This window comes from Streptomyces sp. Tue6028 (genome assembly GCF_002300165.1).
Taxonomy (GTDB): Bacteria; Actinomycetota; Actinomycetes; order Streptomycetales; family Streptomycetaceae; genus Streptomyces; species Streptomyces siamensis.
In genome coordinates this window covers 147,357-171,500 of sequence record NZ_MLCE01000012.1, presented here as the reverse complement: position 1 = coordinate 171,500, position 24,144 = coordinate 147,357, and the positions used below count along the sequence as shown (strand labels likewise).

The following is a 24,144-nucleotide window of genomic DNA, read 5'->3' as shown; positions in this document are numbered from 1 at the left end:
CACCGGCACCGGAGACCCCTCCCGTGCCGGTGCGCTCGCGTCGCGTCAGCCGGTGACCGTGAACCAGGTGGCCCGCGACTTCTTCCACTCGGGGTGGGTGAGGTCCTTGGCCTCGATGCCGTCGCCGTACAGGTCGGCGGAGCCGTCGTCGGTGATCAGCTGGGCGCGGGCGCCGGGCACGCTCAGGTCGGGGACGTCGACGACCGACTCCCAGCCGCCCGGGTCCGAGGTCGGCAGGTCGAGGCGCTTGACCGGGGCGTGGGCGGGGTCGCCGTCCCAGGAGTAGAGGGCGTACGGGTCGGAGTTGTCGTCGGCGGCCCAGGAACCGGCGACGATCAGATACTGGTTCGCCGCGTTCTTGCGGATGTCACGGACCGAGAGGCCGCCGAGGTCCAGCTCGATCGGCGTGCCGAAGACCGCCGACGCGCCGCTGCCCACCATCTTGTCGATGTTGGTGACCGGCACGAGGAGCGCCTTGCCGCCGGGGACCGCGGGGGCGAGGGGCGCGCGGAAGCCGAGGTACGCGGTCGTCGTGGAGCCCGGCGCGAACTCCAGGCCCTCCACGTTGAAGCCGTCGATCTGCTTGGGGATCTGCCCGCTGGCGGTGCCGGCCGCGAAGCCGTAGCGGTTGCCGTTCGCCTTGTCCCAGGCGACGAGGTTGTCGCGGAGTTTCGCGTACGAGCCGCCGTACGTCAGGGTGGTGGACGCCCCGGACCCGGTCACCTTGGTCGTGAAGACCGTGTTGCGGGCCGACTTGTACTCGCCGTCCTTGTTGTTGCCCAGCGAACCCGTCCAGTAGATGGTGTCGCCGACGCGCGCGGCGCCCTCGATGTCGATCTCCTTGGAGACACCGATCCTGGAGCTGAAGTCCCAGGTCCTGACGGGCGCCCCGGACGTGGAACGGTCGTACAGGCGCAGGGTGTTGGACTCGTCGTCCGCGACGACCGCGTAGCCGCCGCCCACGTCGACGGCGGCGGACGCGTCGCTCGAACCGGTCAGGTAGCGGCTGTCCGCCGACCGCTGGACGGCGGCGGACGCCGCGTAGTGCAGGGTCTTCGTGGCCGTCTGCCCGTCCACCCCGGTCACCTGCACGGTCAGGTCGGTGTAGCCGCGGCCGCGCGCGGCGACGGCGACCTGCCGGGTGGCGCCGGTCCCGGTGACGGTGGCGTCCGTCGCCGTCGCCACGGAGGTCTTGCTGCTCCTGGTCACCGTGACGGTGAGCGCGCCCGCGTCGGCACCGCTCTGAGCGACCGTCACGTTCACGACCGGGTCCCCACTGGCGCCCACCGCGCCGGACAGGTACGACGCCGAGAGCGTGAGGCTCGGGGTGCCGTAACTCGCCGCCTGCGCCTGGCTTCCCATGCTCATGGCGGCGAGCGTGAGCACTCCGCCCAGCACGGCGACCGCCCGGCGGCCTGAGGGGAGAAGGTAGTCCTGCACGGGGACCCTTTCGTCGACGAGATGACGCCGAGAAGGCTCAGCCGCGCCCGCCAACTCCACGCTGCGCGCGCACGTCTGAACGGTGAACAGATTCGGACGGCGTCAGGTCGCGGGAGCCGTGCCCCCGCCGAGCGACCTGCGCGCCACCCTCGCCAGATGGGCGGCGAAGACCTCGCGCGTGTCCGGCGTCAGCGTGCGCAGCGCCACCAGCGCCGTGATGACGACGTCGCACAGCTCCGACTGGACGTCGTCCCAGCCGTGGGTGGTGCCCTTGCGCGGGTTCTGGCCCGTCGCGCCGATCACCGCCTGGGCGACCTCGCCGACCTCCTCCGACAGTTTCAGGATGCGCAGGAGCAGGCCGTCGGTGCCGTCGACCGCCCTGTTCGCGTCGAGCCAGGCGTACAGGCCGTCGATCGTGCCCCAGACGTCTTCGTCAGTCATGGGATCAGCTTCCCGCAGCCGGCCCGGGGCGCGGGCGCCGCCCCCGCGAGGCCCGCCGGCGCACCGTGCGGGCGTACGGCCCGCGGCTACTCGTCGAACAGCGTCTCCTGCTCGCCCTCCGCGGCCCGGCGCACCCGCTTGTTCCGCGCGCCCACCACCACGGCGGTCACGGCCGCCGTCGCCCCGAGCGCCAACGGCACCATCCAGCCGCGGTTGACCGTGTGGCGCAGCAGATGGTCCAGGGACAGCCGGCCGGGGCCCGCCACGGCGAGGCCCGCCGCGGTGAGTCCGAGCGAGGCCGCGTACTCGTAGCCGCCGCTGTTCGCGAAGAACCCGTTCGGCATGTGGACCGCCGCCGCGCCCGCCATCGCGCCGGCCGCGGCGGCACCGGCCGCGGGCGTCGCCAGGCCCAGCATCAGCAGCGTGCCGCCGCCCGCCTCCGCCAGGCCCGCCGCGGTCGCGCTCGCCCTTCCGGGCGCATAGCCCATGGCCTCCATGGCGGTGCCGGTTCCCTCGATGCCGCCCCCGCCGAACCAGCCGAGCAGCTTCTGCGTGCCGTGCGCGGCGAGCACCCCACCGGTCCCCAGACGGAGCAGCAGCAGTCCCAGATCGGTTCGGTCGACGCAGGTGCCGGTACAGGTCACGGTGACTCCCAGAGCAGACGGCAGTGGCAACAGTCCCTCCCGTGTCCCCACCGTCGCACCGATCCCGGGCCCGCGGCGTACCCGGGCCGCCGTTCGGGTGGCGGCCCGGCGGTACCGGTGTGACTCTGTCTGGCATGACGATTCAGGTAGCGAAACTCAGCGACCCGGCCGTCCGGGCCTTCGTCACCGCCGTGAACGCCCACGACCGTGAGGCCTTCAAGGCAGTCCTGGCGCCCGGCGCCACGATGTCCGACGACGGCTCCGACCGGGACCTCGACGACTGGACCGACCAGGAGATCTTCTCCACCCACGGCCACATGGACGTCGACAACGAGTCCAACGGCGGTCGCTCCCTCATCGCCCGCTACAGCAACGACACCTGGGGCGAGATGAAGACGAAGTGGAGCTTCACCGTCGACGACGGCAAGATCTCCCGCTTCGAGACCGGCCAGGCCTGACGGCCTTTTCCCGCAGGATACTTGCCTTCGCCTGCGCTCCAACTCCTAGCGTCCCGGGGCATGGAGCGCATCGAGAAGCAGAGCACGCGGAACCGGACACTGGGCCGAGCCGGGATCGAGGTCAGCGCCCTCGGGTTCGGCTGCTGGGCCATCGGCGGCGAGTGGGCGACACCCGACGGGCAGCCCCTGGGCTGGGGCAAGGTCGACGACGAGGAGTCCGTACGGGCGGTCCGGCGCGCCCTCGACCTCGGGGTGACGTTCTTCGACACGGCCGACGCGTACGGCGCGGGCCACAGCGAGCGGGTGCTCGCGCGGGCCCTGGGCAAGCGGCGGGCCGACGTGGTCGTCGCCACCAAGTGGGGCAACGTCGTCGACGAGGAGCGCCGGCTGCTGACCGGCAGCGACGACTCCCCGGCCTACGTCCGCCGCGCGCTGACCGCCTCACTGCGCCGCCTCGACACCGACTACGTCGACCTGTACCAGCTGCACCTGTCCGACGCCGAACCGGAGCGCGGAGCCGAACTCCGTGACGTCTGCGAGGAGTTCGTACGGGAAGGGCTGATCCGCGGCTACGCGTGGAGCACGGACGACCCGGGGCGCGCCGCGGTCTTCGCCGAGGGTGAGCACTGCGCGGCCGTGCAGCACCGGCTCAACGTCCTCCAGGACGCGCCCGAACTGCTGCTGCTCTGCGAGGAGTCCGGGCTCGCCAGCATCAACCGCAGCCCGCTGGCGATGGGCTTGCTGACCGGGAAGCACACGGCGGGACGCGCCCTGGAAGCGGGCGACATCCGCAATACGCCGCCCGCCTGGCTGCCGGGCTTCACGGAGCGGCACGGCGCCGACCCGGAATGGCTCGCCCGGGTCGACGCCCTCAGGGAGATCCTCACCAGCGGCGGCCGTACGCTCGCGCAGGGCGCCCTGGCCTGGCTGTGGGCGCGCAGCCCTCGCACCGTCCCGATCCCGGGGTTCCGTTCGGTGGCCCAGGCCGAGGAGAACGCGGGCGCGATCGCCAAGGGGCCGCTCACCGCCGGGCAACTGGCCGAGGTGGACCGGCTGCTGGGACGGTGAGCGGCCCACGCCGCCGGGACCGGTTCGGGAGCCGGGGGATCAGTACCCCCGGCCGTCGTACTGCTGCTGCGCGTACTGCGGCAGACCGGGCTGCCGTGCGTGCCCGTCCCCGTGCGGCGCCTGCCGCTGCGGCGACGCGGCACGGCCGTCGCCCCGCTCGGTCAGGGTGATCCGGCCAGCCTCGATGGTCGCCAGCCGTGGCGCGCGACGGGCGATGGACGAGTCGTGGGTGACCATGACGAAGGTCAGTCCGTACTCGTGCCACAGCCCTTCGAGCAGACCCATGATGTCGTCACGGGTGCCCTCGTCGAGGTTGCCGGTCGGCTCGTCCGCGAGCAGCACCTTCGGCTTCTTGACCAGCGCGCGGGCGATGGCGACGCGCTGCTGCTGGCCGCCGGACATCTCGGACGGCACATGCGCGAGGCGTTCGCCGAGACCGACCGAGCGCAGCGCCTCGGCGGCCCGCTCGCGCCGCTCGGCGGGCTTGACCCCGAGCGGCACGAGGGCCGTCTCGACGTTCTCCTGCGCGGTCAGCGTCGGGATGAGGTTGAACGCCTGGAAGATGATGCCGATCTTCTCGGCGCGCAGCCGGGTCAGCTTGGCCTCGCTGATGGAGGCGAGGTCCACGCCGTCCAGTTCGACACTGCCGGCGGAGGGCCGGTCCAGGCCGCCGATCATCTGGAGCAGGGTGGACTTGCCGCCGCCGGTGGGGCCCTGGATGACGAGCTGGTCGCCGTCCTCGATGGCGAGGTCGACGCCGCGCAGCGCCTCCACCGTGTCCTTGCCCCGCGTGTAGCGCTTGGTGACGCCGGTGAGCTTGTACATGAGGTTCTCCGAAGGTGCAGAAGAGGAAGGGGTGGGGCGCCGCGGCCCGGGGGGAACGGACGCGGCGCCCCGGTTCGGGGCCCCGGGGGCCGGTCAGGAGAGCGGCGCCCCGGTTCGGGTGGTGGCCCGGGGGCCGGTCAGGAGACGCTGCGCAGCGCGTCCGCGGGACGCATCCGGGAGGCGCGCCAGCCGCCCATGGCGCCGGCGACCAGGCCGCCCGCGATGGCGAGGCCCGCGGCGAGCGCGATGGTGGTCGCCGAGACCGGCGCGGACAGCGCGATCTCCAGGGTGTTCTTCGCCGCGGAGGCCGTCTGACCGCCGGGGCCGCCGCCACCGGGACCGCCCATGCCGCCGCCCATGCCGCCGGTGGAGCCCAGCTCCGCCGTCAACTTCGGGCTGATCGCCGTGACCGCGTAGGCCGCGCCGAGACCGAGCGCGATACCGAGGGCGCCGCCGAGCAGGCCGTTGACGACGGACTCGCCGACGACCTGCCGGGTGACCTTGCGGGACGGCCAGCCGAGCGCCTTCAGGGTGCCGAACTCACGGACCCGGCGGCTGACCGCGGAGGAGGTGAGCAGCGCGGCCACCAGGAACGCGGCGACGAGGACCGCGACGGACAGCCACTTGCCGACGCTGGTCGCCAGGTTCGAGGCGGTCGACAGCGAGCCCGAGACGGTGTCGGCGAGGTCCGCGGAGGTGGTGACCGTGGTGCCCGAGATGTTCTTCTGGATGGTCGCCTTGACGGTGTCGATCTGCTGGGAGTCGGTCGCCTTGACGTAGATCGTGGTGACCTGGTTCTTCGCGTCGCCCAGCGTCTGCGCCTGCTTCAGGGGCAGGTAGACGTCGGTGGTGGAGTCGCTGCTGTCGGGCGTCGCGATCCCGATGATCGTGTACTTGGTGCCGGAGATCTTCAGGGTCTTGCCGACCTTGTACTTGTTCTCCTTGGCGTACGACTTGCTGACCACCGCGACCTTCGCGTTCGCCTGCGCGGCCGTGAAGGTCGCACCCGTGGTGATCTTCGAGGTGGCCAGCGGGCCGAGGTCCTGGTCGGTGACGTCGACGCCCGCGACGGAGTACGAATTCACGTCGAAGGACGCGCCGCCGCCCTGCACCTGGGGCGCGCCGCTGTCGCCGCTCTGGCCGCCGCCGGGGCCGCCCTGCTGCTGGGTGGTGCCCGACTTGGCCTTGCCCTGAGTGAAGGAGCCGTCGACCTTGGTGACGTTCAGGCTCAGCGCGCCCACCGCGTTCGCGACGCCCTTCTGTGCGGCGACCTTTGCGACGAGCGAGGACTTCAGGGCCTGACCGCCCTGCGTCATCACCCGGTCGGAACTCTGCTTCTTGCTGCTGTCCGACTTGGCGTCGAAGTCGAACTTCGGCCGGTCCGAGGCACTGCCGGAGGGCGCCGACCTGGCCTTGGTGACGGTCATGTCGGTGCCGAGGCCGTACAGCGACTTCAGGACCTTGTCCTGCGCCTGCTGCATGCCGGCCGACACCGAGTTGACGGTGATGACCAGCGCGATACCGAGCGCCAGACCCAGGGCGATCACCAGCGCCGCCTTCTTGCGCCGGCTCAGCTCACGCTTGAGATAGATGCCAAACATCCCGTTCCTCAAAGGTTCTTGGCGCCCGCTGTGGGCGCGGCCACAAGCTATGGAGGAACCTTTGAGCGGGGCTGAGCAAGAGATGTGTGAGAGCTGAGAAAGCGGAGCCCGAAATCAAAATTCCGTAAGACAGCCCATTCCTAATCCGTTCAGGGCTTATTGCCAGAAACCCCCTGTTGAGTGGCGCCCGGTGAAGAACGGCGGGCCCGCCCGGCACGCAACTCCCGGTGGGACGGTGGGCGGCCGTACGGGGCGGGCCCGCGCCGTCACCCGGCAGCGTTTTGCCGCCCCTTTGGGATTGGCTTTCCTTTTCTTTGTCACCCCGCTGTACGGTCTCACGGACGGGCTTTGTACGGTCCCGGGATGCGTGATTCCTCGCCGCGTACCCCGCGTTCCGCTCCGCCGTCCCCGCGTGCGGCCTCCGTGCCCGCCGCCCGCTCCGCCGTGCTGTCGCGCCGCGCCGCCCTCGGCCTCGCGGCGGCCGTCCCGCTGGCCGTGTCCGGCGTCCCGGCCGCCTCCGCCGCCACGACGATCGGCGGTGAACGCCTCGGCCGCGGCGGCGTCCAGGTCCTCGGCGGCTCGGCACTGCCCGAGCGGCTCACCGCGCGGGCCTGGCTCGTCGCGGACCACGAGAGCGGCGAGGTGCTCGCCGCGTACGACGCGCACCGGCGACTGGCACCCGCGTCCACCTTGAAGATGCTGTTCGCGGACACCGTGCTGAAGCGGTTCGAGCGGACCGAGACCCGCAAGGCGACCGACGGTGACCTCGCCGACGTGCCCGCGGGCTCCAGCCTCGTCGGCATCAAGCCCGGAATCACCTACACCGTCGAGCAGTTGTGGCAGGGCGTCTTCCTGCGCTCGGGCAACGACGCGGTGCACGTCCTCAGTCACATGAACGGCGGCATCGCCGTGACCGTCGCGCAGATGCAGGCCAGGGCGAGGGACCTGCAGGCCCTGGACACGCACGTGGTGAGCCCCGACGGGTTCGACCACAAGGGTCAGTTGTCCTCCGCCTACGACCTGACGCTCTTCGCCCGGCACGGCCTCGCCGACGCCGACTTCCGCGGCTACTGCGCGACGAAGACCGCCGACTTCCCCGCCGGCGGCAAGAAGACCTTCCAGATCCAGAACACCGACCGCCTGCTCACGGGCGCGTGGGGCGTGCGGCCGTACGACGGTCTGATCGGGGTGAAGAACGGCTACACCAGCCACGCGGGCAACACCTTCACCGGCGCGGCCACCCATGACGGGCGGACCCTGCTCGTCACGGTGATGCACCCGAAGAACGGCGGCAGCGGCGTCTACGAGGAGACCGCCCAACTGCTCGACTGGGGCTTCGCGAACGCGGCGAAGGTGCGGCCGGTGGGCAGGCTGGTCGAGCCGCTCAGTGAGGGCGGGGCGAGCGCGACGCCCGCGCGGAAGGCGCCGAAGGCGGCGGCGGGTGCCTCGGCGGCCGCCGCCGGTCCCGCCTCGGCCGGCCCGTCGTGGGGACTGTTCGCCGGAGCCGGGGGAGCGGCCGCCCTGCTGGCGGGCGGCGCTTTCGCGCTGCGTGGGCGCCGGCGCGCGGTCACCGGGGAGGACGGCGAGGCGGGGAGCGCCCGTCACCGGCGCTGACCCCTGCCCGCGCGTGTACCGACTCCTCGCGGTCGCACACGTGTTGGGGCAGCCGTCCCGCGCTCCGGTGCTCACCTCGCGGTCCCGCGCGAGGTCCGCCCCCTTCCGGGCCGCGGAACGGCTGCCACCTCCCCCCTCGGTATGGACCGTGGTCGTACCGAAGTCTGGTGCTCCAAGTGTGAAGCTCTCGTGGAGGAGGTGTTGAGCATAAGCCCTTGACCGGCTTATACGGTCCGGAGCTTCAGCTTCCGTTTGTGCAAGTTGAGTCGTTGACCAGTTCTTGGCGCCCGGTTGGTGAACCGCGCGGAGGGACGCGGCGACAGCCTCAGCCGCGCCCCACGTACGGCATCGTCGTCGCCAGAACCGTCGCGAACTGCACGTTCGCCTCCAGGGGGAGTTCCGCCATGTGCCGGACGGTGCGCGCGATGTCGGCGACGTCCATCACCGGTTCGACCGCCAGTTCTCCATTGGCCTGGAGCGTTCCCGTCCGCATCCCCTCGGTCATGTCGGTGGCGGCGTTCCCGATGTCGATCTGACCGCACGCGATCCGGTACGGGCGCCCGTCCAGGGACAGCGACTTGGTGAGCCCGGTCAGCGCGTGCTTGGTCGCGGTGTACGCCACCGACCGCGGGCGGGGCGCGTGCGCCGAGATGGAGCCGTTGTTGATGATCCGGCCGCCCTGCGGGTCCTGCTCCTTCATCTGCCGGTACGCCGCCTGCGCGCACAGGAACGCGCCGTTGAGGTTGGTGTCCACGACGTGCCGCCAGGCGTCGTACGGCAGCTCCTCGAGCGGGACGCCGCCCGGGCCGAACGTGCCCGCGTTGTTGAAGAGCAGGTCGAGTCGTCCGAAGCGGTCGCGCACGGCGGCGAAGAGGGCGGCCACGTCGTCGGGGCGCGCGACGTCCGTGCGGACGGCCGTCGACGGGGCCCCGGGCGCCAGGGCGGCCGTCTCCTCCAGTGTTGCCGTCCGGCGTCCGGCCAGCGCCACCGACCAGCCGGTGCGCAGCAGTTCCACGGCCACCGCGCGGCCGATGCCGGAGCCCGCCCCGGTCACCACCGCGATCTTCGTGTGCTGAGCGTTCATGGCATTCATGGAGCCGCAGCGTACGGGAGAGTCCGCGGTACGGAAGGGAAGGTCCGCACTGCGGAAGGGTGAGGGTGCGGGGTGCTGGTGTCCGTCCCGTTGGCGCCGGTGGCGGTGACAGTGACGCGGGGACAGGGGCAGAGGCAGGGACGGCGCGACCGGCGCCGTCGGCGGCGGCCGCCCCTGCCTCGTGTCAGGCGGCCTCGCCCGGGTAGCGGACGCCGATCCGGTCCCGTATCGCGTCGAGCGTCCGCATCACGGCGAGGCTGCCGTCGAGGGGGACGAGCGGGGACTCGGTCTCACCGGCCCGCAGCGCGCGCATCGCCTCGGCGGCCTCGTGCTTGAGGCTGTTGCGCGGGCCGGACACCGGGTCGGCGGAGAACGTCTCCGGCTCACGGCCGTCGCGGTGCAGCACGAAGTGCTCGGGGAAGAAGAAACCGTCCGGAAGGTCGATACGGCCCTCGGAACCGGTGATGGAGGCGGAGACGGGCGTGCCGCCGTTGATGGAGCAGTGCACCGAGGCGAGAGCGCCGCTCTCCCAGGTGAGCAGTGCTCCCGTCTGGAGGTCGACCCCCTCGTCGGAGAGCACCGCCTTCGCGACGACGTCCGACGGCTCCCCGAGCAGCAGCTGCGCGAACGACACCGGGTAGACACCCAGATCGAGGAGCGCCCCGCCGCCCTGTGCCGGGTCGCGCAGCCGGTGCGAGGGCGGGAACGGCCCGGAGATCCCGAAGTCGGCCTGCACCGTGCGGACCTCACCGACCACGCCGTCGTCGACGAGCGCCTTGAGCCGCCGGACCAGCGGATTGCAGTACATCCACATGGCCTCCATCAGGAAGCGGTCGTGCTCCTTCGCGAGCGCCACCAGTTCCTCGGCCTCACGCACGTTCAGCGTGAACGCCTTCTCGCACAGCACATGGCGCCCCGCCTCCAGGCACAACCCGGCCGCGGTCCGGTGCGCCGCGTGCGGAGTGGCGACGTACACGATGTCGACGTCCGTGTCCTCGGCGAGCGACGCCCAGTCGCCGTACGCCCTGGATATCCCGAACCGTTCCGCGAACGCCTTCGCGGAGGCCTCCGTCCGCGAGGCCACGGCCACGACCTCGGCGTCCGGCATGTCCACCAGATCCGCCGTGAACGACGCGGCGATCCCGCCGGTCGCCAGAATCCCCCACCGCACGCTGTCGCGCTCGCCCGTCATTCCCGCCCCTTGTCCGCCCCGCGCCCTGTCCTTGTGACCCGAACACGCCGTTCGAACTGAGAGCATAGGTGGCGGATCACTCGGAGAGGGAGGGGCGCATGCCCGAGCGTGGCCGCACCGCGCGGGACCAGGAAGGCCGGGAAGGCCCGGACGGACACATACCGAACGCGGCGGCCACCGAGGCCGACCCGCACCCGGACGCCGCGCCCGCCGCGCGCCCGGACACGCTCCCCGGCCCGCGCCCGGACACGGACACCGCCCTCGGCACACCCGCCGAGCCGCTCCCCGGCCCGCACCCGGACGCACCCGCCGGCACCGGGGCCGCGCGCCGCACCGGACTCCTCGTCACCCTGATCCTCGGCGGCCTCACCGCCACACCCCCGCTGGCGATGGACATGTACCTCCCGTCGCTGCCGGACGTCACGAAGGCGCTGCACGCACCCGCCGCGACCGTGCAGCTCACCCTCACCGCCTGCCTCGCCGGCATGGCGCTCGGACAACTCGTCGTCGGCCCGATGAGCGACAAGTGGGGCCGCAGACGTCCGCTCCTCGCCGGCCTCGCCGTCTACGTCCTGGCCACCGTGCTGTGCGCGCTGGCCCCCGATGTCGAACTGCTCGTCGCCTTCCGCCTGGCCCAGGGACTCGCCGGCGCGGCGGGCATCGTGATCGCCCGGGCCGTCGTCCGCGACCTGTACGACGGCGTGGCCATGGCACGCTTCTTCTCCACCCTGATGCTGATCTCCGGAGTCGCCCCGATCGTCGCGCCGCTCATCGGCGGCCAGATCCTGCGCGTCACCGACTGGCGGGGCGTGTTCGTGGTCCTCACGGCGGTCGGCGTCGCACTGACCGCCGTCGTCTGGACGAAACTGCCCGAGACGCTGCCGCCCGCGGACCGGCACGGCGGCGGTGTCGGCGTGGCGCTGCACGCCATGCGGGGCCTGCTCGCGGACCGCGTCTTCACCGGGTACATGCTCGCCGGCGGGTTCGCCTTCGCCGCACTGTTCGCCTACATCTCGGCGTCGCCGTTCGTCGTGCAGGAGATCTACGGCGCCTCCCCGCAGACCTTCAGCCTGCTCTTCGGCCTCAACTCCGTCGGTCTCGTCCTCGTCGGCCAGATCAACGGAAAGATCCTGGTCGGCCGGGTCAGGCTCGACAAGGCACTCGCCGCGGGCCTCGCCCTCGTCGCGCTCGCGGCGACCGCACTGCTGCTGATGTCCACGGGCGTGCTCGGCGAGGTCGGTCTCGCCCCGGTGGCCGCCGCCCTGTTCGTGCTGATGTCCTCGATGGGCCTGGCCCTGCCCAACACCCAGGCGCTCGCCCTGATGCGGGTGCGGCACGCGGCCGGCTCCGCCTCCGCGCTGCTGGGCACCTCCTCCTTCCTCATCGGCGCGATCGCCTCGCCCCTCGTCGGCATCGCGGGCGAGCACACCGCCGTCCCGATGGCCGTCGTCCAACTGGGCGCGGTACTGGTGGCCGTCGCCTGCTTCGTGGGACTGTGCCGTCCCTGGCAGACGGGACGTGCACCGGACGGAAAGGCGGCGGACAGCTGAGCGCACCCAGACTGCGCATCGACACACCGGAACGGGCCGGGCTCGACCCCGGAGAACTGCGTCACCTCGTCAGCGAGGTCCGCGCGCTCACGCGCGGAGCCGACCCCTGGGCGGCGGGCGTGGTCCTCATCGCGGGACGCGGCCCGGTCGTCGCCGTCGAGGAGGCGGCGGGGTGGGCGGTGCGCTACGCGGCGTACGACGAGGAGACCGACACCGGGGTCGAGCTGCCACCCGGGGCGCGGGTGCCGATGAGCGTGCACACGCCCTTCGACCTGGCCTCGCTCACCAAGCTGTTCACCGCGGTCGCCGCGGTGCAGCAACTGGAGCGCGGCACCCTGGGCATCGACGCGCTGGTGGGCGCGTACCTGCCGGAGTTCCACGCGGCCGCCGAGCACGGCGTGACCGTGCGCCAGCTGCTCACGCACACCTCCGGGCTGCGGCCCGAACTGCCTTTGTACGACTGCCCGGACGACACGGTACGGCTCGCGATGCTGCGGGCCGAGGCTCCCTCGTCCGCGCCGGGCGAGTACCTCTACTCCGACCTCAACCTGCTGCTGCTCCAGTTCGTCCTGGAGCGCGTCACCGGGCGTTCCCTGGACGTCCTCGTCCGGGACGGCATCACCCGGCCGCTCGGCATGCGGGCCACCGGCTTCGGCCCCTGCCCGGGCGCCGCGGCCTCAGAGGACCAGCGGCGGCCCTGGGGCAAGGTGGACCGGGGCATGCTGCGGGGCGTGGTCCACGACGAGAACGCGTGGGCGCTCGGCGGGGTGGCGGGGCACGCGGGGCTCTTCTCCACGGGGCGCGACCTCGCCGTGTTCTGCCGTGCCCTGCTCTCGGGCGGCTCCTACGGGCCCGCCCGCATACTCGGCCCCGACTTCGTCGAGCTGATGCTCGGGCCGCCCGCGCTCGGCTTCGCCCTCGACCAGGCCTGGTTCATGGGGGACCTCGCGGGGCGCGGCGCGGTGGGGCACACCGGGTTCACGGGGACGTCGCTGGTCCTGGACCCCGCGACGGACACGTTCCTCGTGCTGCTCGCGAACACGGTGCACCCGCGACGCAGGCCGGCGGACAGCGCGCCCCGCGCGGCGGCCGCCACCCGCCTGGCCCACGCGGTGCGCGACTGCACGTGACGGCCGCGGTCCGGGGGCGCCGGGCCCCGGATCGTGCGGGCCGGGTGGGGTCGGCTTCGGATCGTGCGGGCCGGGTGGGGTCGGCCTTCGATCGTGCGGGCCGGGTGGGGTCGGCCCCCGACCGTGCACGCCGGGTGGGCCGGAGGTGGCGCGGAGCGCCGCTGGGGACCCGTCGGCGCCGGCCGGAGGGTGTCGGCGCCGACCGTAGAATCGCGGGGTGAACGCCCCCCTTCCCCCCGCCGACACCCTGCGCACCGCCCTCGCCGGGCTGCTGGACGGCCTGCCGCCGAAGGCCGCCGCGCAGGCCGTGGAACGGCTGATCGCCAACTACCGGGGGACCACCCCGACGCACGCGCCGATCCTCCGCGACCGCTCGGACGTCGTCGCGTACGCCGCGTACCGGATGCCCGCGACGTTCGAGGCGGTGCGCGCGGCGCTGGAGGAGTTCGCGGACGCGGTGCCCGGCTGGGCCCCGGGCAGCCACGTGGACGTCGGCGGCGGCACCGGCGCCGCCACCTGGGCGGTGAACGCCACCTGGGAGGGCGCCCGCCCGGTGACGGTCCTCGACTGGGCCGAACCCGCGCTCGCGCTCGGCAGCGAGATCGCCGCGGCGAATCCCGAGCTGAAGTCCGCACAGTGGCGGCGCTCCCGCATCGGGGCGGCGCTCACCATCGAGAGCACTGATCTCGTCACCGTCTCCTACGTCCTGGGCGAGCTGACCGACGACGACCGCGCCAGCGTCGTGGCCGCCGCGGCGGCCGCCGCTCAGGCCGTCGTGATCATCGAGCCCGGCACCCCGGACGGCTACGCCCGCGTCATCGAGGCCCGCGACCGGTTGATCGACGCCGGGTTCCACGTCGCCGCCCCCTGCCCGCACAGCGCGGCCTGCCCGATCGTGCCCGGCGAGGACTGGTGCCACTTCTCGGCCCGGGTCGCCCGCTCCTCCCTGCACCGCCAGGTCAAGGGCGGCTCCCTGCCCTACGAGGACGAGAAGTTCAGCTACGTGGCCGCCACCCGCTTCCCGCCCGAGCCGGCGGCCTCCCGGGTCGTGCGCAAGCCGCAGATCCGCAAGGGGCAGGTGCTGCTGGACCTGTGCGGCCCGGACGAGTCGCTGCGGCGGGAGACGGTGACGAAGCGTCACGGACCGCTGTACCGTGCGGCCCGTGACGCGGAGTGGGGCGACGCGTGGCCGCCCGCCGACACCCCGTAGGGCCTGAGGTCACACGCCGGCAAGTCCCGCGACGCCCGGCGGGCCCTGGGAGCGCAGCTCCTGTGTGCAGCACTTCACGCTGCCGCCGCCCTTGAGGAGTTCGCTCAGATCGATCGGGACGGGCGCGAAGCCGCGTTCCCGCAGGGGCTCCAGCAGGCCCGTCGCGGCCTGGGGGAGCAGCACGTGCAGGCCGTCCGAGACCGCGTTGAGCCCGAACGCCGCGGCGTCTTCGGCGGTGGCGATCAGGGCGTCGGGGAACAGTCTGCGCAGTGCCTCACGGCTGCCGGGGGAGAAGGCCGGCGGGTGGTACATGATCTCGTCCGTGCGGTCGTCCAGGACCGCGAGTGCCGTGTCCAGGTGGTAGTAGCGCGGGTCGACGAGATCGAGTCCGATCACCGGGCGGCCGAAGAACTCCTGGGCCTCCGCGTGCGAGAGGGGGCTCGCCCGAAAGCCGCGGCCCGCGAGCAGGTAGGACGCGGTGACCGCGAAGTCGCCCTCCCCTTCGTTGACGTGCACCGGCTCCTGTACCCGCGGGAAGCCGTGCGCGCGGAACCATTCCAGGTGGGCCGGTGCCTCCGGGGCACGCTCGCGGTGCGCGAACCGGGCGCCGAGGACCCGGCCGTCCACGACGGTCGCGCCGTTCGCCGCGAAGACCATGTCCGGCAGTCCGGGGCGGGGTTCGAGCTCCTCGACGGTGTGGCCGAGGGAGCGGTACCGGTCGCGGAGGTCCTCCCACTGGGCGACGGCGAGCGGCACGTCGACCGGCTTGGCGGGATTCATCCACGGATTGATGGCGTACGTGACCTCGAAGTGCGTCGGCGGGCACATGAGGTAGCGCCGGGGCGTGGCGCGTCGGGGAGGGTGCAAGGAGGACTCCTTACGCAACCGCAGGGGCAGTTGGTGCCATGGTGCGCCGAGGGGTGCGCGGTGCCCGGGAGCCGAAAGGGTTGTGTCCGCCGGGGTGGCCTGGCGGGCTCCGGCCGGAGGCGAGACGGAGCGTATCGCCCGCTTGGTAAATTTCCCTCATGGCCGAGAAACCCACCCCGGACGCCACCCGTCGCAGCGCCAGGTCGCGCCGAGCGATCTTCGACGCCGCCCTCGCCCTCGTCGGCGAGGTCGGCTACCCGAGGACCACGATCGAGGGCATCGCGGCCCGCGCCGGGGTCGGCAAGCAGACCATCTACCGCTGGTGGCCGTCGAAGGCGGACGTGCTGCTGGAGGCGTTCATGGATCTCGGCGAGCAGGCCGCGCGGGCCGCGGGGCAGGAGCCGTACGAGATCCCGGACACGGGCGACCTGGCCGCCGACCTCAGGCTGGTCCTGCGCGCCACCGTGGACGAGCTGATCAACCCCGCCTTCGAGGTGCCGGCCCGCGCGCTGGCCGCCGAGGGCGTCGTCAACGACCAGATCGGCGCCGAGTTCGTCGCCAAGCTCCTCGAACCCCAGCTCCAGCTGTACGTGAAGCGGCTGCGTTCGGCGCAGGACCGCGGCGACGTACGCGCGGACGTCGACCCCCGGATCGCCCTGGAGCTGTTCGTCTCCCCGCTCGCCCAGCGCTGGCTCCAGCGCATCGGCCCGATCTCCTACGACTACACCGACACGCTCGTCGACTACGCCCTGCACGGGATCGCCCCGCGCTGAGCGGACACCACGGGGGAGCCGCGCGCGCCGCATGCCGCGCGGCGGGCGACGGGACCGTCGAGCCGCCGGACAGGGGCAGGGGCCTTGGGGCCGTGCGTCCGGCGGCGGGCGACGGGACCGTCGAGCCGCCGGACAGGGGCAGGGGCCTTGGGGCCGTGCGTCCGGCGGCGGGCGACGGGACCGTCGAGCCGCCGGACAGGGGGCAGGGACCTTGGGACCGTGCGCCCGGCGGCGGACCACGGGACCGCCGAGTCGCCGGCCATGGGCACCGGCCACGGGGTCGGCGAGCCGTCGGCCCGGGTCACGGGCCGCGGGCCGGGGGACCGCCCGCCGGATCGTGGACCGTCCGGTCGTCAGCGGGTCACCCCGTGTCGGACGGCCGACGGCACGGCGGAGACCCCGGCACGCTCGTGTGCCGCCAGGCGGCCCGGAGCGTCCGTGACGATCCCGTCGCAGCCCAGCGCGAGCGCCCGGTCCCGCTGGGCCGGGGTGACCACGGTGTGCGCCCACACCCGCGGCACGCCGGAGCGCACGGCGCGCTCCAGATCGGCCTCGCGCGCCTTGTGGTCGACGTCGAGCACGTCCAGGAACGACGCCCAGCGCGCGGGCCGGTCGCGGCGCATCTGGGCCGCCGAACGCCACAGCTGGCTGAGCAGGCCCAGCCGGTGGATACGGCGGGCCATCACCGGGTCGTTGGTGTTGACGAACACCGAGCGGGTGAGGCCGCGGCCGCGGATCATGGCGGCCAGCGCGTCCAGGCTCCGCGGCTCTTTCGCCTCCATCGTCAGCACGATCCGCCCGCCGAACCGGTCCAGGACCTCGGCGACGGTCGGCGGCCGCTCCGCGGGCCACCTGCCGGGCAGCCCCTCCGCGGGGCGCAGCCGTACCCGCTTCCAGTCCTCGGCGGTCAGGTCCCGGACCCGGCCGTGCGAGTGGGTGGTGCGGTCCAGGGTCGCGTCGTGCATCACGACCACGGTCCCGTCCCGCAGCGTCTGAGTGTCCAGATCGAGGACCTGGGCCGTTCCCCGCTCGTAGGCCGCCGTCAGACCCGACATGCTGTTCTCCGGCACCTCCCGGGCGCCGCCGCGGTGCGCCACGTGCACGACGCGGGGCAGTGCGTCCACGGTCAGCGGTCCGGCGCCCCACTCCAGCGGGGACGGCGGGCCGCCGTGTCCGGCGAGGGCGAGCGAGGCGAGCGTGACCAGACCGGCGAGGGCAGTCCGTGTGAGCATGGCGACCACGGTAGGGGTGCAAATCCAGCCAAAGTGGTCAATGACACTCGATTTGAAGGGGGCGAACACATGGCCCCACCCACCCCGGATGCGGGCTCTGGCCACCCGGAGCGCAGGATGGTGGGACGATAGGGCTTGCGGACAGCCCCGGAACGGGCTGTCGGCCCCGGATGGTTGTCGTCGGGACCAACGGCTAGCGAGGGGATAGATGAGCGCAGAGTTCGGTCGCCGCTCCGGCGCGCAGGGCAGGATCTCCCAGTGGCTGCGTGGACGCCGTCAGAAGGAGACCGCCGACGACGGCGGGCGTGAGGCCCTGCTGCTCGCCGCCGCCGCCGCGGGACTCCCGCTCGCGCAGGCCGCCCACCCCTCCGGCTACCGCTGCTCCTGCGACCGCATCGGCTGTCCCACCCCCGCCCGCCACCCGGTCTCCTTCGCCTGGCAGACGCAGTCCACCACCGACCGCGCCCAGATCGAGCGATGGGCCCGGCATCAGCCGCAGGCCAACTTCATCACCGCGACCGGCATGGTGCACGACGTCCTCGACGTGCCGCTGGAGGCGGGCCGCGAGGCGCTGGAGCGGATGCTCGCCTCCGGGATCGAGGTCGGTCCCGTCGCCGAGAGCGGCGACGGCCGGATGCTCTTCTTCACCCTCACCCGCGGTACGCCAGAGGACGAGGACGAGTGGTGGCCCTGCGAGCTGGACTGCCACCCCGAGACGATGGACGAGCACCCGGGGTTCCGCTGGCACTGCCGAGGCTCCTACGTCCTCGTCCCGCCGGCCCGGCTCCCCGGTGACCTGACCGTCGACTGGGTGCGCGGGCCCGAGCACGCCCTGCCGGACCCGCTCAGCCTGCTGGAGATCCTCACCGACGCCTGCGCCCGGTACGCGGGGCAGCAGGAGACGGACCAGCTGGCCGCCTGGCCCCACCGGCACTGACGGCCCGCACGGGGGACGGACCGGCCGCGCGTCCGGACCTCGTCGGCACGGGACCGACCCCGCGTCCGGTACGAGGTGACGGGACCGACCCCGCGTCCGATGCGACGTGACGAGATCGGCCCCGCGTCCGGTACGACGTGACGGGTGACGGGCGGGTTATTCGCCCTTCGCCCCCGTCAGCCCCTCGATCCGCCCCAGTACCGAGACCCGAGGGTCCCCCGAGCCCTTCGCCGGATCCAGGGCCACCTGGTTGGAGACGAACTCCAGGGTGAGGGACTGCTTGATCTCGCCGGTCGTCAGGGCCCGGACGTCCGCCGTCGGCGCGGGGATCTCGGTGCCCGCCGCGGCGGTCTGCTTCTCGTAGCGATGCGTGGTGAAGAACACCAGCGCCCCGCCGTCCGCCGTGCGCAGCCCCACCGGGGCGTACTCGCCCGAGGACATCGGCTCGTCGATGTACTGCCGGGCGAGTCCGGGCTTGCTCGCGAACTTCTTGCGCTGGGCCCGCCACTGCGAGGTGTGCGTGCCGGGGCCGAACTCGTCGCCACCGGACTTGAGATAGGCCACGTAGGTCTGGCTGAGCTTGCCGGGCTCGACCGTCACGGCGGCGTCGTCGGCCGTGACCGGCTGGGCCCAGCCGTCCTCGTCCGTCTCGAACTTCGGCACGTCCCCGGCGGCGAGGACCGTCAGGTACGACACCGCCCAGACGTCGTCGGCGCTCGTGCGGGTGAAGACGAGCAGCCAACGGCTGCCCTTGACGCCCTTGTTGGCCGCCGTGTCGGCCACGAACCAGCGCGGCCAGGCGGCCTTCTCGGGTATCACGAACTTGGCGTCCGTGAACGTCAGCGGCGAATGCGAAGGATTGCCGCCCGGGTTGTTCTTGTGGCCCGCCTTGAGCTTCGCGGCGTCGATGTCGGCGAGCGGCCCGGCGACCCGGTCCGCGTCCAGCGAACGGTCGTACTCCTCGTCCGCCTTGTTGTACGCGGTGGTGAAGTCCTTGAGCGCGCGGGCGGCTTCGGACCGGGTCGCCGCCGGTACGACCTCCCGCTCGCCGTGCACCACCACGCAGCCGCTCGCCGTCAGCGACAGAACGGTCAACGCCCCCGTTGCCAGGGCGAATCGATTGAGACTACGAAGCGTTCGTGGGCTGCGACCCGTGCGATCCCTGCTCATCAGGTGCCTTCACCTTCCCCTTCCCGGAGGCGAACCCTACCGGGGCGAGGAAGACGGCGAGTGTCGGGACCAGGTACAGCGCCCACACCGTGACCTGGAGGACGGTCGGGTCCGGCTGGAAGTTGAAGACGCCCTTCAGCAGGGTGCCGTACCAGCTCGTCGGGTCGATGGTGCTGCTGATGTCGAACGCCAGGTTCGTCAGGCCGGGGACGAAGTCGGCCTCCTGGAGGTCGTGGACGCCGTACGCGAGCACGCCCGCGGCGACGACGACCAGCATGCCGCCGGTCCAGGTGAAGAACTTGGCGAGGTTGATCCGCAGCGCGCCCCGGTAGAACAGCCAGCCGAGCAGGACCGCGGTGGCCAGGCCCAGGGCCACGCCGATCAGCGGGCGGGGGGTGCCGTCGCTGGCCGCGTGCACCGACGCCCACACGAACAGCGCGGTCTCCAGGCCCTCACGGCCCACCGCCAGGAACGCGGTCGCCACCAGCGCGCCCGTGCCCATGGCGAGGGCGGCGTCCAGCTTGCCGTGCAGCTCGCTCTTGAGGTGCCGCGCGGTGCGCCGCATCCAGAAGACCATCCATGTCACCAGGCCGACCGCCAGGATGGACAGCGAGCCGCCGAGCGCCTCCTGCGCCTGGAACGTCATCTCCTGGGAGCCGAATTCGAGCGCGCAGCCGAAGCCGAGCGCCAGCGCGATGGCGACGCCGATGCCGAGCCAGATCGGCCGCAGGCCGTCCCGGCGGCCGGTCTTCACCAGGTAGGCGATCAGGATGCAGACGACGAGGCTCGCCTCCAGCCCCTCGCGCAGACCGATCAGGTAGTTGCTGAACACTGGGCTACGCCTCCTCGGAGAACAGCGCCCGGCCCCACCAGTCGTCCTTGCCGCGGACGCCGGGCGGGACGGCGAAGACCGCCGAACTCACGTGCTGGATGTACTCGTTGAGCGCGTCCGAGCGCGACAGGCTGCGCTGGAGCGGGATGAACCCCTTGCGCACGTCGCGCTGGTAGGCGAGGAAGAACAGGCCCGCCTCCAGACGGCCGAGGCCGTCCGTGCCGTCCGTGAACGAGTAGCCCCGCCGCAGGATCGTCACGCCGTTGTTGGAGTCGGGGTGCGCGAGCCGTACGTGCGCGTCCGGCTTCATCGCCTTCAGGAAGGGCTTGTCGTGCTCCTTCGCCTTGCCCACCGGAGCGCCTTCGCCCTTGTCGCGGCCGAAGATGTCCTCCTGCTCCTGGAGCGAGGTGCGGTCCCAGGTCTCGATGTGCATCCGGATGCGGCGGGCGACGAGGTACGAGCCGCCGGTCATCCAGTCGGGACCGTCCTTCTCGCCGACCCACACGAACTTCTCCAGCCGGTCCTTCTCGGTGCCGGCGATGTTGCGCGTGCCGTCCTTGAAGCCCATCAGGTTGCGCGGGGTCTGCGCGTCCGGGGTGGTGGACGAGGTCTTGCCGAAGCCGAGCTGGGACCACCGGATGACGACCTTGCCGAAGCCGATGCGGGCCAGGTTGCGGATCGCGTGCACCGCGACCTGCGGGTCGTCCGCGCACGCCTGGATGCACAGGTCGCCGTTGCTGCGGGTCTTCTCCAGGGCGTCGCCCGGGAACTGCGGCAGATCCACGAGTGCCTCGGGGCGCCGGTCGTTCAGCCCGAACTTCTCGAACAGGGAGGGGCCGAAACCGATCGTCAGCGTCAGCCGCGACGGCTTGAGGCCCAGCGCCTCACCGGTGTCGTCCGGCGGCGCCTCGGCCAGACCGCCGTACGCCCCCTCGCCGACCGCGTGCCCCGCGGTCATCCGCCGGGCGGCGGCCGTCCAGTCCTTCAGCATCTGCACGAGCTCGGCGCGGTCGTCCGTCTGCACGTCGAACGCGGCGAAGTGCAGCCGGTCCTGCACCGGCGTCGCGATGCCCGCCTGGTGCGCGCCGTGGAAGGCGATCGCGCCGCCCGCGTCGGCGCCGACCGGGTCGACGTCGTTGCCGGTGCGGGTCATCGCCACCGCGCCGCCGGCCGCGGCGGCGCCGAGCGCGAGCCCGGCACCGCCCCAGCCGATCAGCGAGCGCCGTGACGGCGCGGACGAGCCCGTGTTCTCGGCGGCTTGGGAGGCTTCCGTGGTGTCCGTCATGTTGCTGCTCCTACTTCACGACGGCGGCGGCGAGCTTGGACAGGGGCTCGGCGAGCGCGTTCACCGCGTCGGAGAGCTCCTTGCGGTCGGCCTTGCCGACCTTGTCGTACGAGGTGAAGACGTACGAGGACTTGTCCGTGCGGTACTTGTCGAGCAGCGTGTCGAGCGCCGTGAACTGCTTGTCGAGCTCGGTGGTCAGCGCCGCGTCGTTCTCCTGGGCGACCGGCTTCAGCAGCTCGTACGCCTTCTGCGCGCCCTCGACGTTGCCCTTGAAGTCGGTCAGGTCGGTGTGCGAGTAGCGGTCCTCCTCGCCGGTGACCTTGCCGGTGGCGACCTCGTCGAGCAGCTCCTTGGCGCCGTTGGCCATGGAGGTCGGGGTGATCTCGGCCTTGCCGACCCGCTTCTGCCAGTCCTTCAGGTCGGTGACGAGCTGGTCGGCGAGGGTCTTCTCCTCCGCGCCGATCTTCTTGTCGTGCCACAGGGCCTTCTCCAGACGGTGCCAGCCCGTCCACTTCTGGCCGTCCTCCAGGCCGTCCTCGCGGACGTCGACCTTCGGGTCGATGTCGCCGAAGGACTCCGCGACGGGCTCGGTGCGCTCCCAGCCGAGGCGGGAGTCGGCGAACGCCTTCTTCGCCGCCTCCATGTCGCCGTCCTTGACGGACTTCGCGAACGCCTCGGCCTTGGGCAGCGTGGCGTCGGCCTGCTCCTGCGCGTACGCGCGGTAGGCGGCGACGGCCTTGTCGAGACGCGGGTCCCGCTTGGCGACCTTGCCGCCGGTGACCGTGAGCTTCTGGCGGACGCCGTGGCCCTTCATGCCCGGGCGGCAGGCGATCTCGTACGAACCGGCCTTCACCTCGGCGGTCAGCGTGTACTTGGTGCCGGGTCCGATGTTCTCCTTCTCGGAGACGATCCGGTCGTCCGGGAAGACGATCTCGACCTCGGTGGCCTTCGACCCCTTGTTCTCGATCTTCAGCGTGACCTGGCCGGCCGGGACGGTCTTGGCGGAGGTGTCGCACTTGCTGTCGGCGGCGGTCACCTGGATCGCGTCACCGTTCTTGGCGTCGCTCTTCTCGGTGCAGCCCGTGACGGCGGTCAGAGCTGCCGCGGTGGCGGCAGCGGTGACAACTGAGAGGCGGACGGCTCGCATTCAGGCTCCAAGAGAAGTCGGACAAACCGCACGGCGGTGACCGCGTCGGCGTGGTGAGGCTGGCCTAACTTATCTGAGGCTTCCCTCACTGATACCCGCCCGTCCGGTGATTCAGCTCTCACAGACGGTGTACAGGCACGGCTTGATCACGGCGGCCAAAAACAGGCCCCATGAAATGGTCAAGTGAAAGTCAAGAGCCTCGTCGGGGTGTGAATCAGTACGGCACCCGTCCCGGGGGGCGGGAACACTTCGACCGGCTGGCGGTAGACCTCGCCGAGCAGATCGGCGGTGAAGACCTCGGCCGGAGGACCGGCGGCCGCGTCACGACCGGCGCACAGAATCGCCACCCGGTGCGCGTACGCCGCCGCGAGCCCCAGATCGTGCAGCACCACGACCACCGCGTCCCCGGCACGCGCCCTTTCCCGGCAGATCCGCAGCATCAACTCCTGGTGCCGCAGGTCGAGTGCGGCTATCGGCTCGTCGAGCGGCAGCGGCGGAGCGCGCTGGGCGAGCACCCGGGCCAGCGCGGCCCGCGCGCGTTCGCCACCGCTGAGCGCGGAGAACGGGCGGTCGGCGAACCCGGCGACCTCCGTGGCCGCCATCGCCCCGGCGACGGCCGCGTCGTCCTCGTCGCGGCCCACGCCGGCCCAGGGCGCCCGGCCCATCCGGACGACCTCCTCGACCCTGAACACGGCCTCCCCGTCGGCCTCGGCCTCGCCCTCGTCGTCCGCGTCGGAGCCGACGCCGACCAGCACGGCTCCGAGCGCCACGGCGTCCGCGCCCGCCGCCACGCGGGGGGACGTCGTCGACGGCACCCTCGGCCGGGGAGTGAAGCGGTCCTTCCGCACGTACGTCGTGGACGGTGCCGCGCACGGCAGGATCACCGCCATTGCCGGCGCCACCCAGGCCGTCGGGAACGGTGTCTTCACCTTCACCGGCCCGACCGGCACGTACGACACCGAGGCCGACACCCTCTCCGTCTCCTTCGAGGGCGCCGTGAACTTCAAGGGCCATGAGCAGAACGGCAGTTACGGACTGGACCTCACCCTCAGTGACCTCACCGTGAAGCTGGACGGCGGCTCCGGCGAGCTCACCGCGGACGTCGAGAGCCTCGGCAGGACGTCCGGCGACGTCGTGCTCGCCGAGCTGACGGCGGACTCCGCGGACCTGGTGGCGAAGGACGAGGTGATCGGCGTCGACGACGTGACGGCCACGCTCACGGACGCGGGCGCGAAGGCCTTCGGCGGCTTCTACCCGGCCGGCACCGAGCTGGACCCGGTGGACCTGGCGGTCGCCCTGAGCGAGGACGCGGACCTGCCGGACGGCGGCGACGGCGACGGCTCGGGCTCGGGCTCTGGTTCCGGCTCGGGCTCGGATTCGGGTGGCGGCTCCGGCACGACCACCGGCGGCACCTGGAGCACGACCGGCGGCGCGGGCGGCGCGCTCGCCTCCACCGGATCCCAGGTGTCGGCGGTCGCCCGCGGTGCCGCAGCGGCCGTCACCGCGGCCGCCGGGGCGGGCGTGGTGCTCGCGGTGCGCAGGCGCCGCTCGGTGTGATCCGGAACGGGCGCGGCCCGGGCCACGCGACGCGGACCTCAGGGCCCGTGTCTCGGGGTTCGGGCCGCACGGTGCGGG

General features: G+C 72.5%; 22 protein-coding genes and 1 pseudogene. 9 read left to right on the top strand and 14 right to left on the bottom strand.

The window, feature by feature from the left end; genetic code table 11:
- Positions 1–45: 45 nt before the first annotated feature.
- From BKI49_RS10325 to BKI49_RS10315, 3 genes are all read right to left on the bottom strand, one after another.
- Positions 46–1,368: a hypothetical protein gene (locus tag BKI49_RS10325; RefSeq protein WP_257004712.1), complete on the bottom strand. Its 1,323-nt coding sequence runs from the start codon at positions 1,366–1,368 to the stop codon at positions 46–48.
- A 174-nt stretch (positions 1,369–1,542) separates the two neighbouring features.
- On the bottom strand, positions 1,543–1,881 hold the full coding sequence (locus BKI49_RS10320; RefSeq protein ID WP_095933929.1) for a MazG-like family protein: 339 nt from the start codon (positions 1,879–1,881) through the stop codon (positions 1,543–1,545).
- Positions 1,882–1,967: 86 nt separating this feature from the next.
- Positions 1,968–2,525, bottom strand: coding sequence for a DoxX family protein (locus BKI49_RS10315; RefSeq protein WP_095933928.1), 558 nt, complete (start codon positions 2,523–2,525; stop codon positions 1,968–1,970).
- A gap of 134 nt (positions 2,526–2,659) precedes the next feature.
- Between BKI49_RS10315 and BKI49_RS10310 the strand changes: the two genes are divergently transcribed.
- Together BKI49_RS10310 and BKI49_RS10305 are read left to right on the top strand one after the other, a co-directional pair.
- Positions 2,660–2,983: a hypothetical protein gene (locus BKI49_RS10310; RefSeq protein ID WP_095933927.1), complete on the top strand. Its 324-nt coding sequence runs from the start codon at positions 2,660–2,662 to the stop codon at positions 2,981–2,983.
- 60 nt (positions 2,984–3,043) lie between these two features.
- Positions 3,044–4,051 (top strand): aldo/keto reductase, encoded by a 1,008-nt coding sequence (locus BKI49_RS10305; RefSeq protein ID WP_095933926.1) that lies wholly within the window; start codon positions 3,044–3,046, stop codon positions 4,049–4,051.
- 39 nt (positions 4,052–4,090) lie between these two features.
- On the opposite strand, the gene BKI49_RS10300 is transcribed toward BKI49_RS10305, so the two are convergent.
- Positions 4,091–4,876 carry an ABC transporter ATP-binding protein gene (locus tag BKI49_RS10300; RefSeq protein WP_257004692.1) on the bottom strand — a complete coding sequence of 262 codons (786 nt, stop codon included), beginning with the start codon at positions 4,874–4,876 and terminating at the stop codon, positions 4,091–4,093.
- Positions 4,877–5,013: 137 nt separating this feature from the next.
- Entirely contained in the window at positions 5,014–6,477 is a 1,464-nt protein-coding gene (locus BKI49_RS10295; RefSeq protein WP_095933925.1) for an ABC transporter permease, read from the bottom strand.
- A gap of 363 nt (positions 6,478–6,840) precedes the next feature.
- Between BKI49_RS10295 and BKI49_RS10290 the strand changes: the two genes are divergently transcribed.
- Positions 6,841–8,091, top strand: coding sequence for a D-alanyl-D-alanine carboxypeptidase family protein (locus BKI49_RS10290; protein WP_095933924.1), 1,251 nt, complete (start codon positions 6,841–6,843; stop codon positions 8,089–8,091).
- 325 nt (positions 8,092–8,416) lie between these two features.
- On the opposite strand, the gene BKI49_RS10285 is transcribed toward BKI49_RS10290, so the two are convergent.
- A complete protein-coding gene (locus tag BKI49_RS10285) occupies positions 8,417–9,175 on the bottom strand; it encodes an SDR family oxidoreductase (RefSeq protein ID WP_095933923.1) in 759 nt (252 codons plus the stop codon).
- A 193-nt stretch (positions 9,176–9,368) separates the two neighbouring features.
- Positions 9,369–10,376 carry a Gfo/Idh/MocA family protein gene (locus BKI49_RS10280; protein WP_095933922.1) on the bottom strand — a complete coding sequence of 336 codons (1,008 nt, stop codon included), beginning with the start codon at positions 10,374–10,376 and terminating at the stop codon, positions 9,369–9,371.
- A gap of 98 nt (positions 10,377–10,474) precedes the next feature.
- On the opposite strand from BKI49_RS10280, the gene BKI49_RS10275 reads away from it, so the two are divergent.
- From BKI49_RS10275 to BKI49_RS10265, 3 genes are all read left to right on the top strand, one after another.
- Entirely contained in the window at positions 10,475–11,926 is a 1,452-nt protein-coding gene (locus BKI49_RS10275; RefSeq protein ID WP_257004691.1) for a multidrug effflux MFS transporter, read from the top strand.
- The gene (locus BKI49_RS10270; protein ID WP_095933921.1) at positions 11,872–13,056 is read left to right on the top strand and encodes a serine hydrolase domain-containing protein; all 1,185 of its coding nucleotides are present in this window, start codon (positions 11,872–11,874) and stop codon (positions 13,054–13,056) included. Before BKI49_RS10275 ends, BKI49_RS10270 begins: the two co-directional genes overlap by 55 nt.
- Positions 13,057–13,273: 217 nt before the next feature.
- Positions 13,274–14,266 (top strand): small ribosomal subunit Rsm22 family protein, encoded by a 993-nt coding sequence (locus BKI49_RS10265; RefSeq protein WP_095933920.1) that lies wholly within the window; start codon positions 13,274–13,276, stop codon positions 14,264–14,266.
- Between the two features lie 9 nt (positions 14,267–14,275).
- On the opposite strand, the gene ddaH is transcribed toward BKI49_RS10265, so the two are convergent.
- A complete protein-coding gene (gene ddaH, locus BKI49_RS10260; protein ID WP_373557530.1) occupies positions 14,276–15,133 on the bottom strand; it encodes a dimethylargininase in 858 nt (285 codons plus the stop codon).
- Positions 15,134–15,291: 158 nt separating this feature from the next.
- Here ddaH and BKI49_RS10255 point away from each other — a divergent pair, with 158 nt between their 5' ends.
- Positions 15,292–15,906: a TetR/AcrR family transcriptional regulator gene (locus BKI49_RS10255; RefSeq protein ID WP_095933918.1), complete on the top strand. Its 615-nt coding sequence runs from the start codon at positions 15,292–15,294 to the stop codon at positions 15,904–15,906.
- Positions 15,907–16,259: 353 nt separating this feature from the next.
- Here the strand turns inward: BKI49_RS10255 and BKI49_RS10250 are convergent, their stop codons facing one another.
- Positions 16,260–17,138 carry a glycerophosphodiester phosphodiesterase gene (locus BKI49_RS10250; RefSeq protein ID WP_095934122.1) on the bottom strand — a complete coding sequence of 293 codons (879 nt, stop codon included), beginning with the start codon at positions 17,136–17,138 and terminating at the stop codon, positions 16,260–16,262.
- Positions 17,139–17,346: 208 nt separating this feature from the next.
- Between BKI49_RS10250 and BKI49_RS10245 the strand changes: the two genes are divergently transcribed.
- Positions 17,347–18,075 (top strand): bifunctional DNA primase/polymerase, encoded by a 729-nt coding sequence (locus BKI49_RS10245; protein WP_095933917.1) that lies wholly within the window; start codon positions 17,347–17,349, stop codon positions 18,073–18,075.
- Between the two features lie 156 nt (positions 18,076–18,231).
- Here the strand turns inward: BKI49_RS10245 and BKI49_RS10240 are convergent, their stop codons facing one another.
- From BKI49_RS10240 to BKI49_RS10220, 5 genes and pseudogenes are all read right to left on the bottom strand, one after another.
- Positions 18,232–19,245, bottom strand: a complete 1,014-nt coding sequence (locus BKI49_RS10240; RefSeq protein ID WP_095933916.1) for an SCO2278 family lipoprotein — start codon at positions 19,243–19,245, stop codon at positions 18,232–18,234.
- The gene (gene efeU / locus BKI49_RS10235) at positions 19,202–20,077 is read right to left on the bottom strand and encodes an iron uptake transporter permease EfeU (protein ID WP_095933915.1); all 876 of its coding nucleotides are present in this window, start codon (positions 20,075–20,077) and stop codon (positions 19,202–19,204) included. The genes BKI49_RS10240 and efeU overlap by 44 nt, the downstream gene beginning before the upstream one ends.
- A gap of 4 nt (positions 20,078–20,081) precedes the next feature.
- Positions 20,082–21,362 (bottom strand): iron uptake transporter deferrochelatase/peroxidase subunit, encoded by a 1,281-nt coding sequence (efeB, locus tag BKI49_RS10230; RefSeq protein ID WP_095933914.1) that lies wholly within the window; start codon positions 21,360–21,362, stop codon positions 20,082–20,084.
- Positions 21,363–21,372: 10 nt separating this feature from the next.
- On the bottom strand, positions 21,373–22,509 hold the full coding sequence (efeO, locus tag BKI49_RS10225; protein WP_095933913.1) for an iron uptake system protein EfeO: 1,137 nt from the start codon (positions 22,507–22,509) through the stop codon (positions 21,373–21,375).
- A gap of 179 nt (positions 22,510–22,688) precedes the next feature.
- A pseudogene (locus BKI49_RS10220) lies at positions 22,689–23,198 on the bottom strand (ATP-binding cassette domain-containing protein); the annotation flags it as partial.
- Here BKI49_RS10220 and BKI49_RS10215 point away from each other — a divergent pair.
- Complete coding sequence (locus BKI49_RS10215; protein ID WP_095933912.1) at positions 23,101–24,066, top strand: HtaA domain-containing protein; 966 nt, start codon at positions 23,101–23,103, stop codon at positions 24,064–24,066. The pseudogene BKI49_RS10220 and the gene BKI49_RS10215 sit on opposite strands and share 98 nt — an antisense overlap.
- Positions 24,067–24,144: the final 78 nt, after the last annotated feature.

Bases quoted from the DNA above. Each gene is read 5' to 3' on its own strand.
- efeO (WP_095933913.1), bottom strand. From the start codon at position 22,509: ATGCGAGCCGTCCGCCTCTCAGTTGTCACCGCTGCCGCCACCGCGGCA.
- BKI49_RS10295 (WP_095933925.1), bottom strand. From the start codon at position 6,477: ATGTTTGGCATCTATCTCAAGCGTGAGCTGAGCCGGCGCAAGAAGGCG.
- BKI49_RS10285 (WP_095933923.1), bottom strand. From the start codon at position 9,175: ATGAACGCTCAGCACACGAAGATCGCGGTGGTGACCGGGGCGGGCTCC.
- BKI49_RS10305 (WP_095933926.1), top strand. From the start codon at position 3,044: ATGGAGCGCATCGAGAAGCAGAGCACGCGGAACCGGACACTGGGCCGA.
- BKI49_RS10240 (WP_095933916.1), bottom strand. From the start codon at position 19,245: ATGAGCAGGGATCGCACGGGTCGCAGCCCACGAACGCTTCGTAGTCTC.
- BKI49_RS10250 (WP_095934122.1), bottom strand. From the start codon at position 17,138: ATGCTCACACGGACTGCCCTCGCCGGTCTGGTCACGCTCGCCTCGCTC.
- BKI49_RS10280 (WP_095933922.1), bottom strand. From the start codon at position 10,376: ATGACGGGCGAGCGCGACAGCGTGCGGTGGGGGATTCTGGCGACCGGC.
- BKI49_RS10275 (WP_257004691.1), top strand. From the start codon at position 10,475: ATGCCCGAGCGTGGCCGCACCGCGCGGGACCAGGAAGGCCGGGAAGGC.
- BKI49_RS10245 (WP_095933917.1), top strand. From the start codon at position 17,347: ATGAGCGCAGAGTTCGGTCGCCGCTCCGGCGCGCAGGGCAGGATCTCC.
- BKI49_RS10290 (WP_095933924.1), top strand. From the start codon at position 6,841: ATGCGTGATTCCTCGCCGCGTACCCCGCGTTCCGCTCCGCCGTCCCCG.
- BKI49_RS10325 (WP_257004712.1), bottom strand. From the start codon at position 1,368: ATGAGCATGGGAAGCCAGGCGCAGGCGGCGAGTTACGGCACCCCGAGC.
- efeB (WP_095933914.1), bottom strand. From the start codon at position 21,362: ATGACGGACACCACGGAAGCCTCCCAAGCCGCCGAGAACACGGGCTCG.
- BKI49_RS10310 (WP_095933927.1), top strand. From the start codon at position 2,660: ATGACGATTCAGGTAGCGAAACTCAGCGACCCGGCCGTCCGGGCCTTC.
- BKI49_RS10300 (WP_257004692.1), bottom strand. From the start codon at position 4,876: ATGTACAAGCTCACCGGCGTCACCAAGCGCTACACGCGGGGCAAGGAC.
- BKI49_RS10320 (WP_095933929.1), bottom strand. From the start codon at position 1,881: ATGACTGACGAAGACGTCTGGGGCACGATCGACGGCCTGTACGCCTGG.
- BKI49_RS10255 (WP_095933918.1), top strand. From the start codon at position 15,292: ATGGCCGAGAAACCCACCCCGGACGCCACCCGTCGCAGCGCCAGGTCG.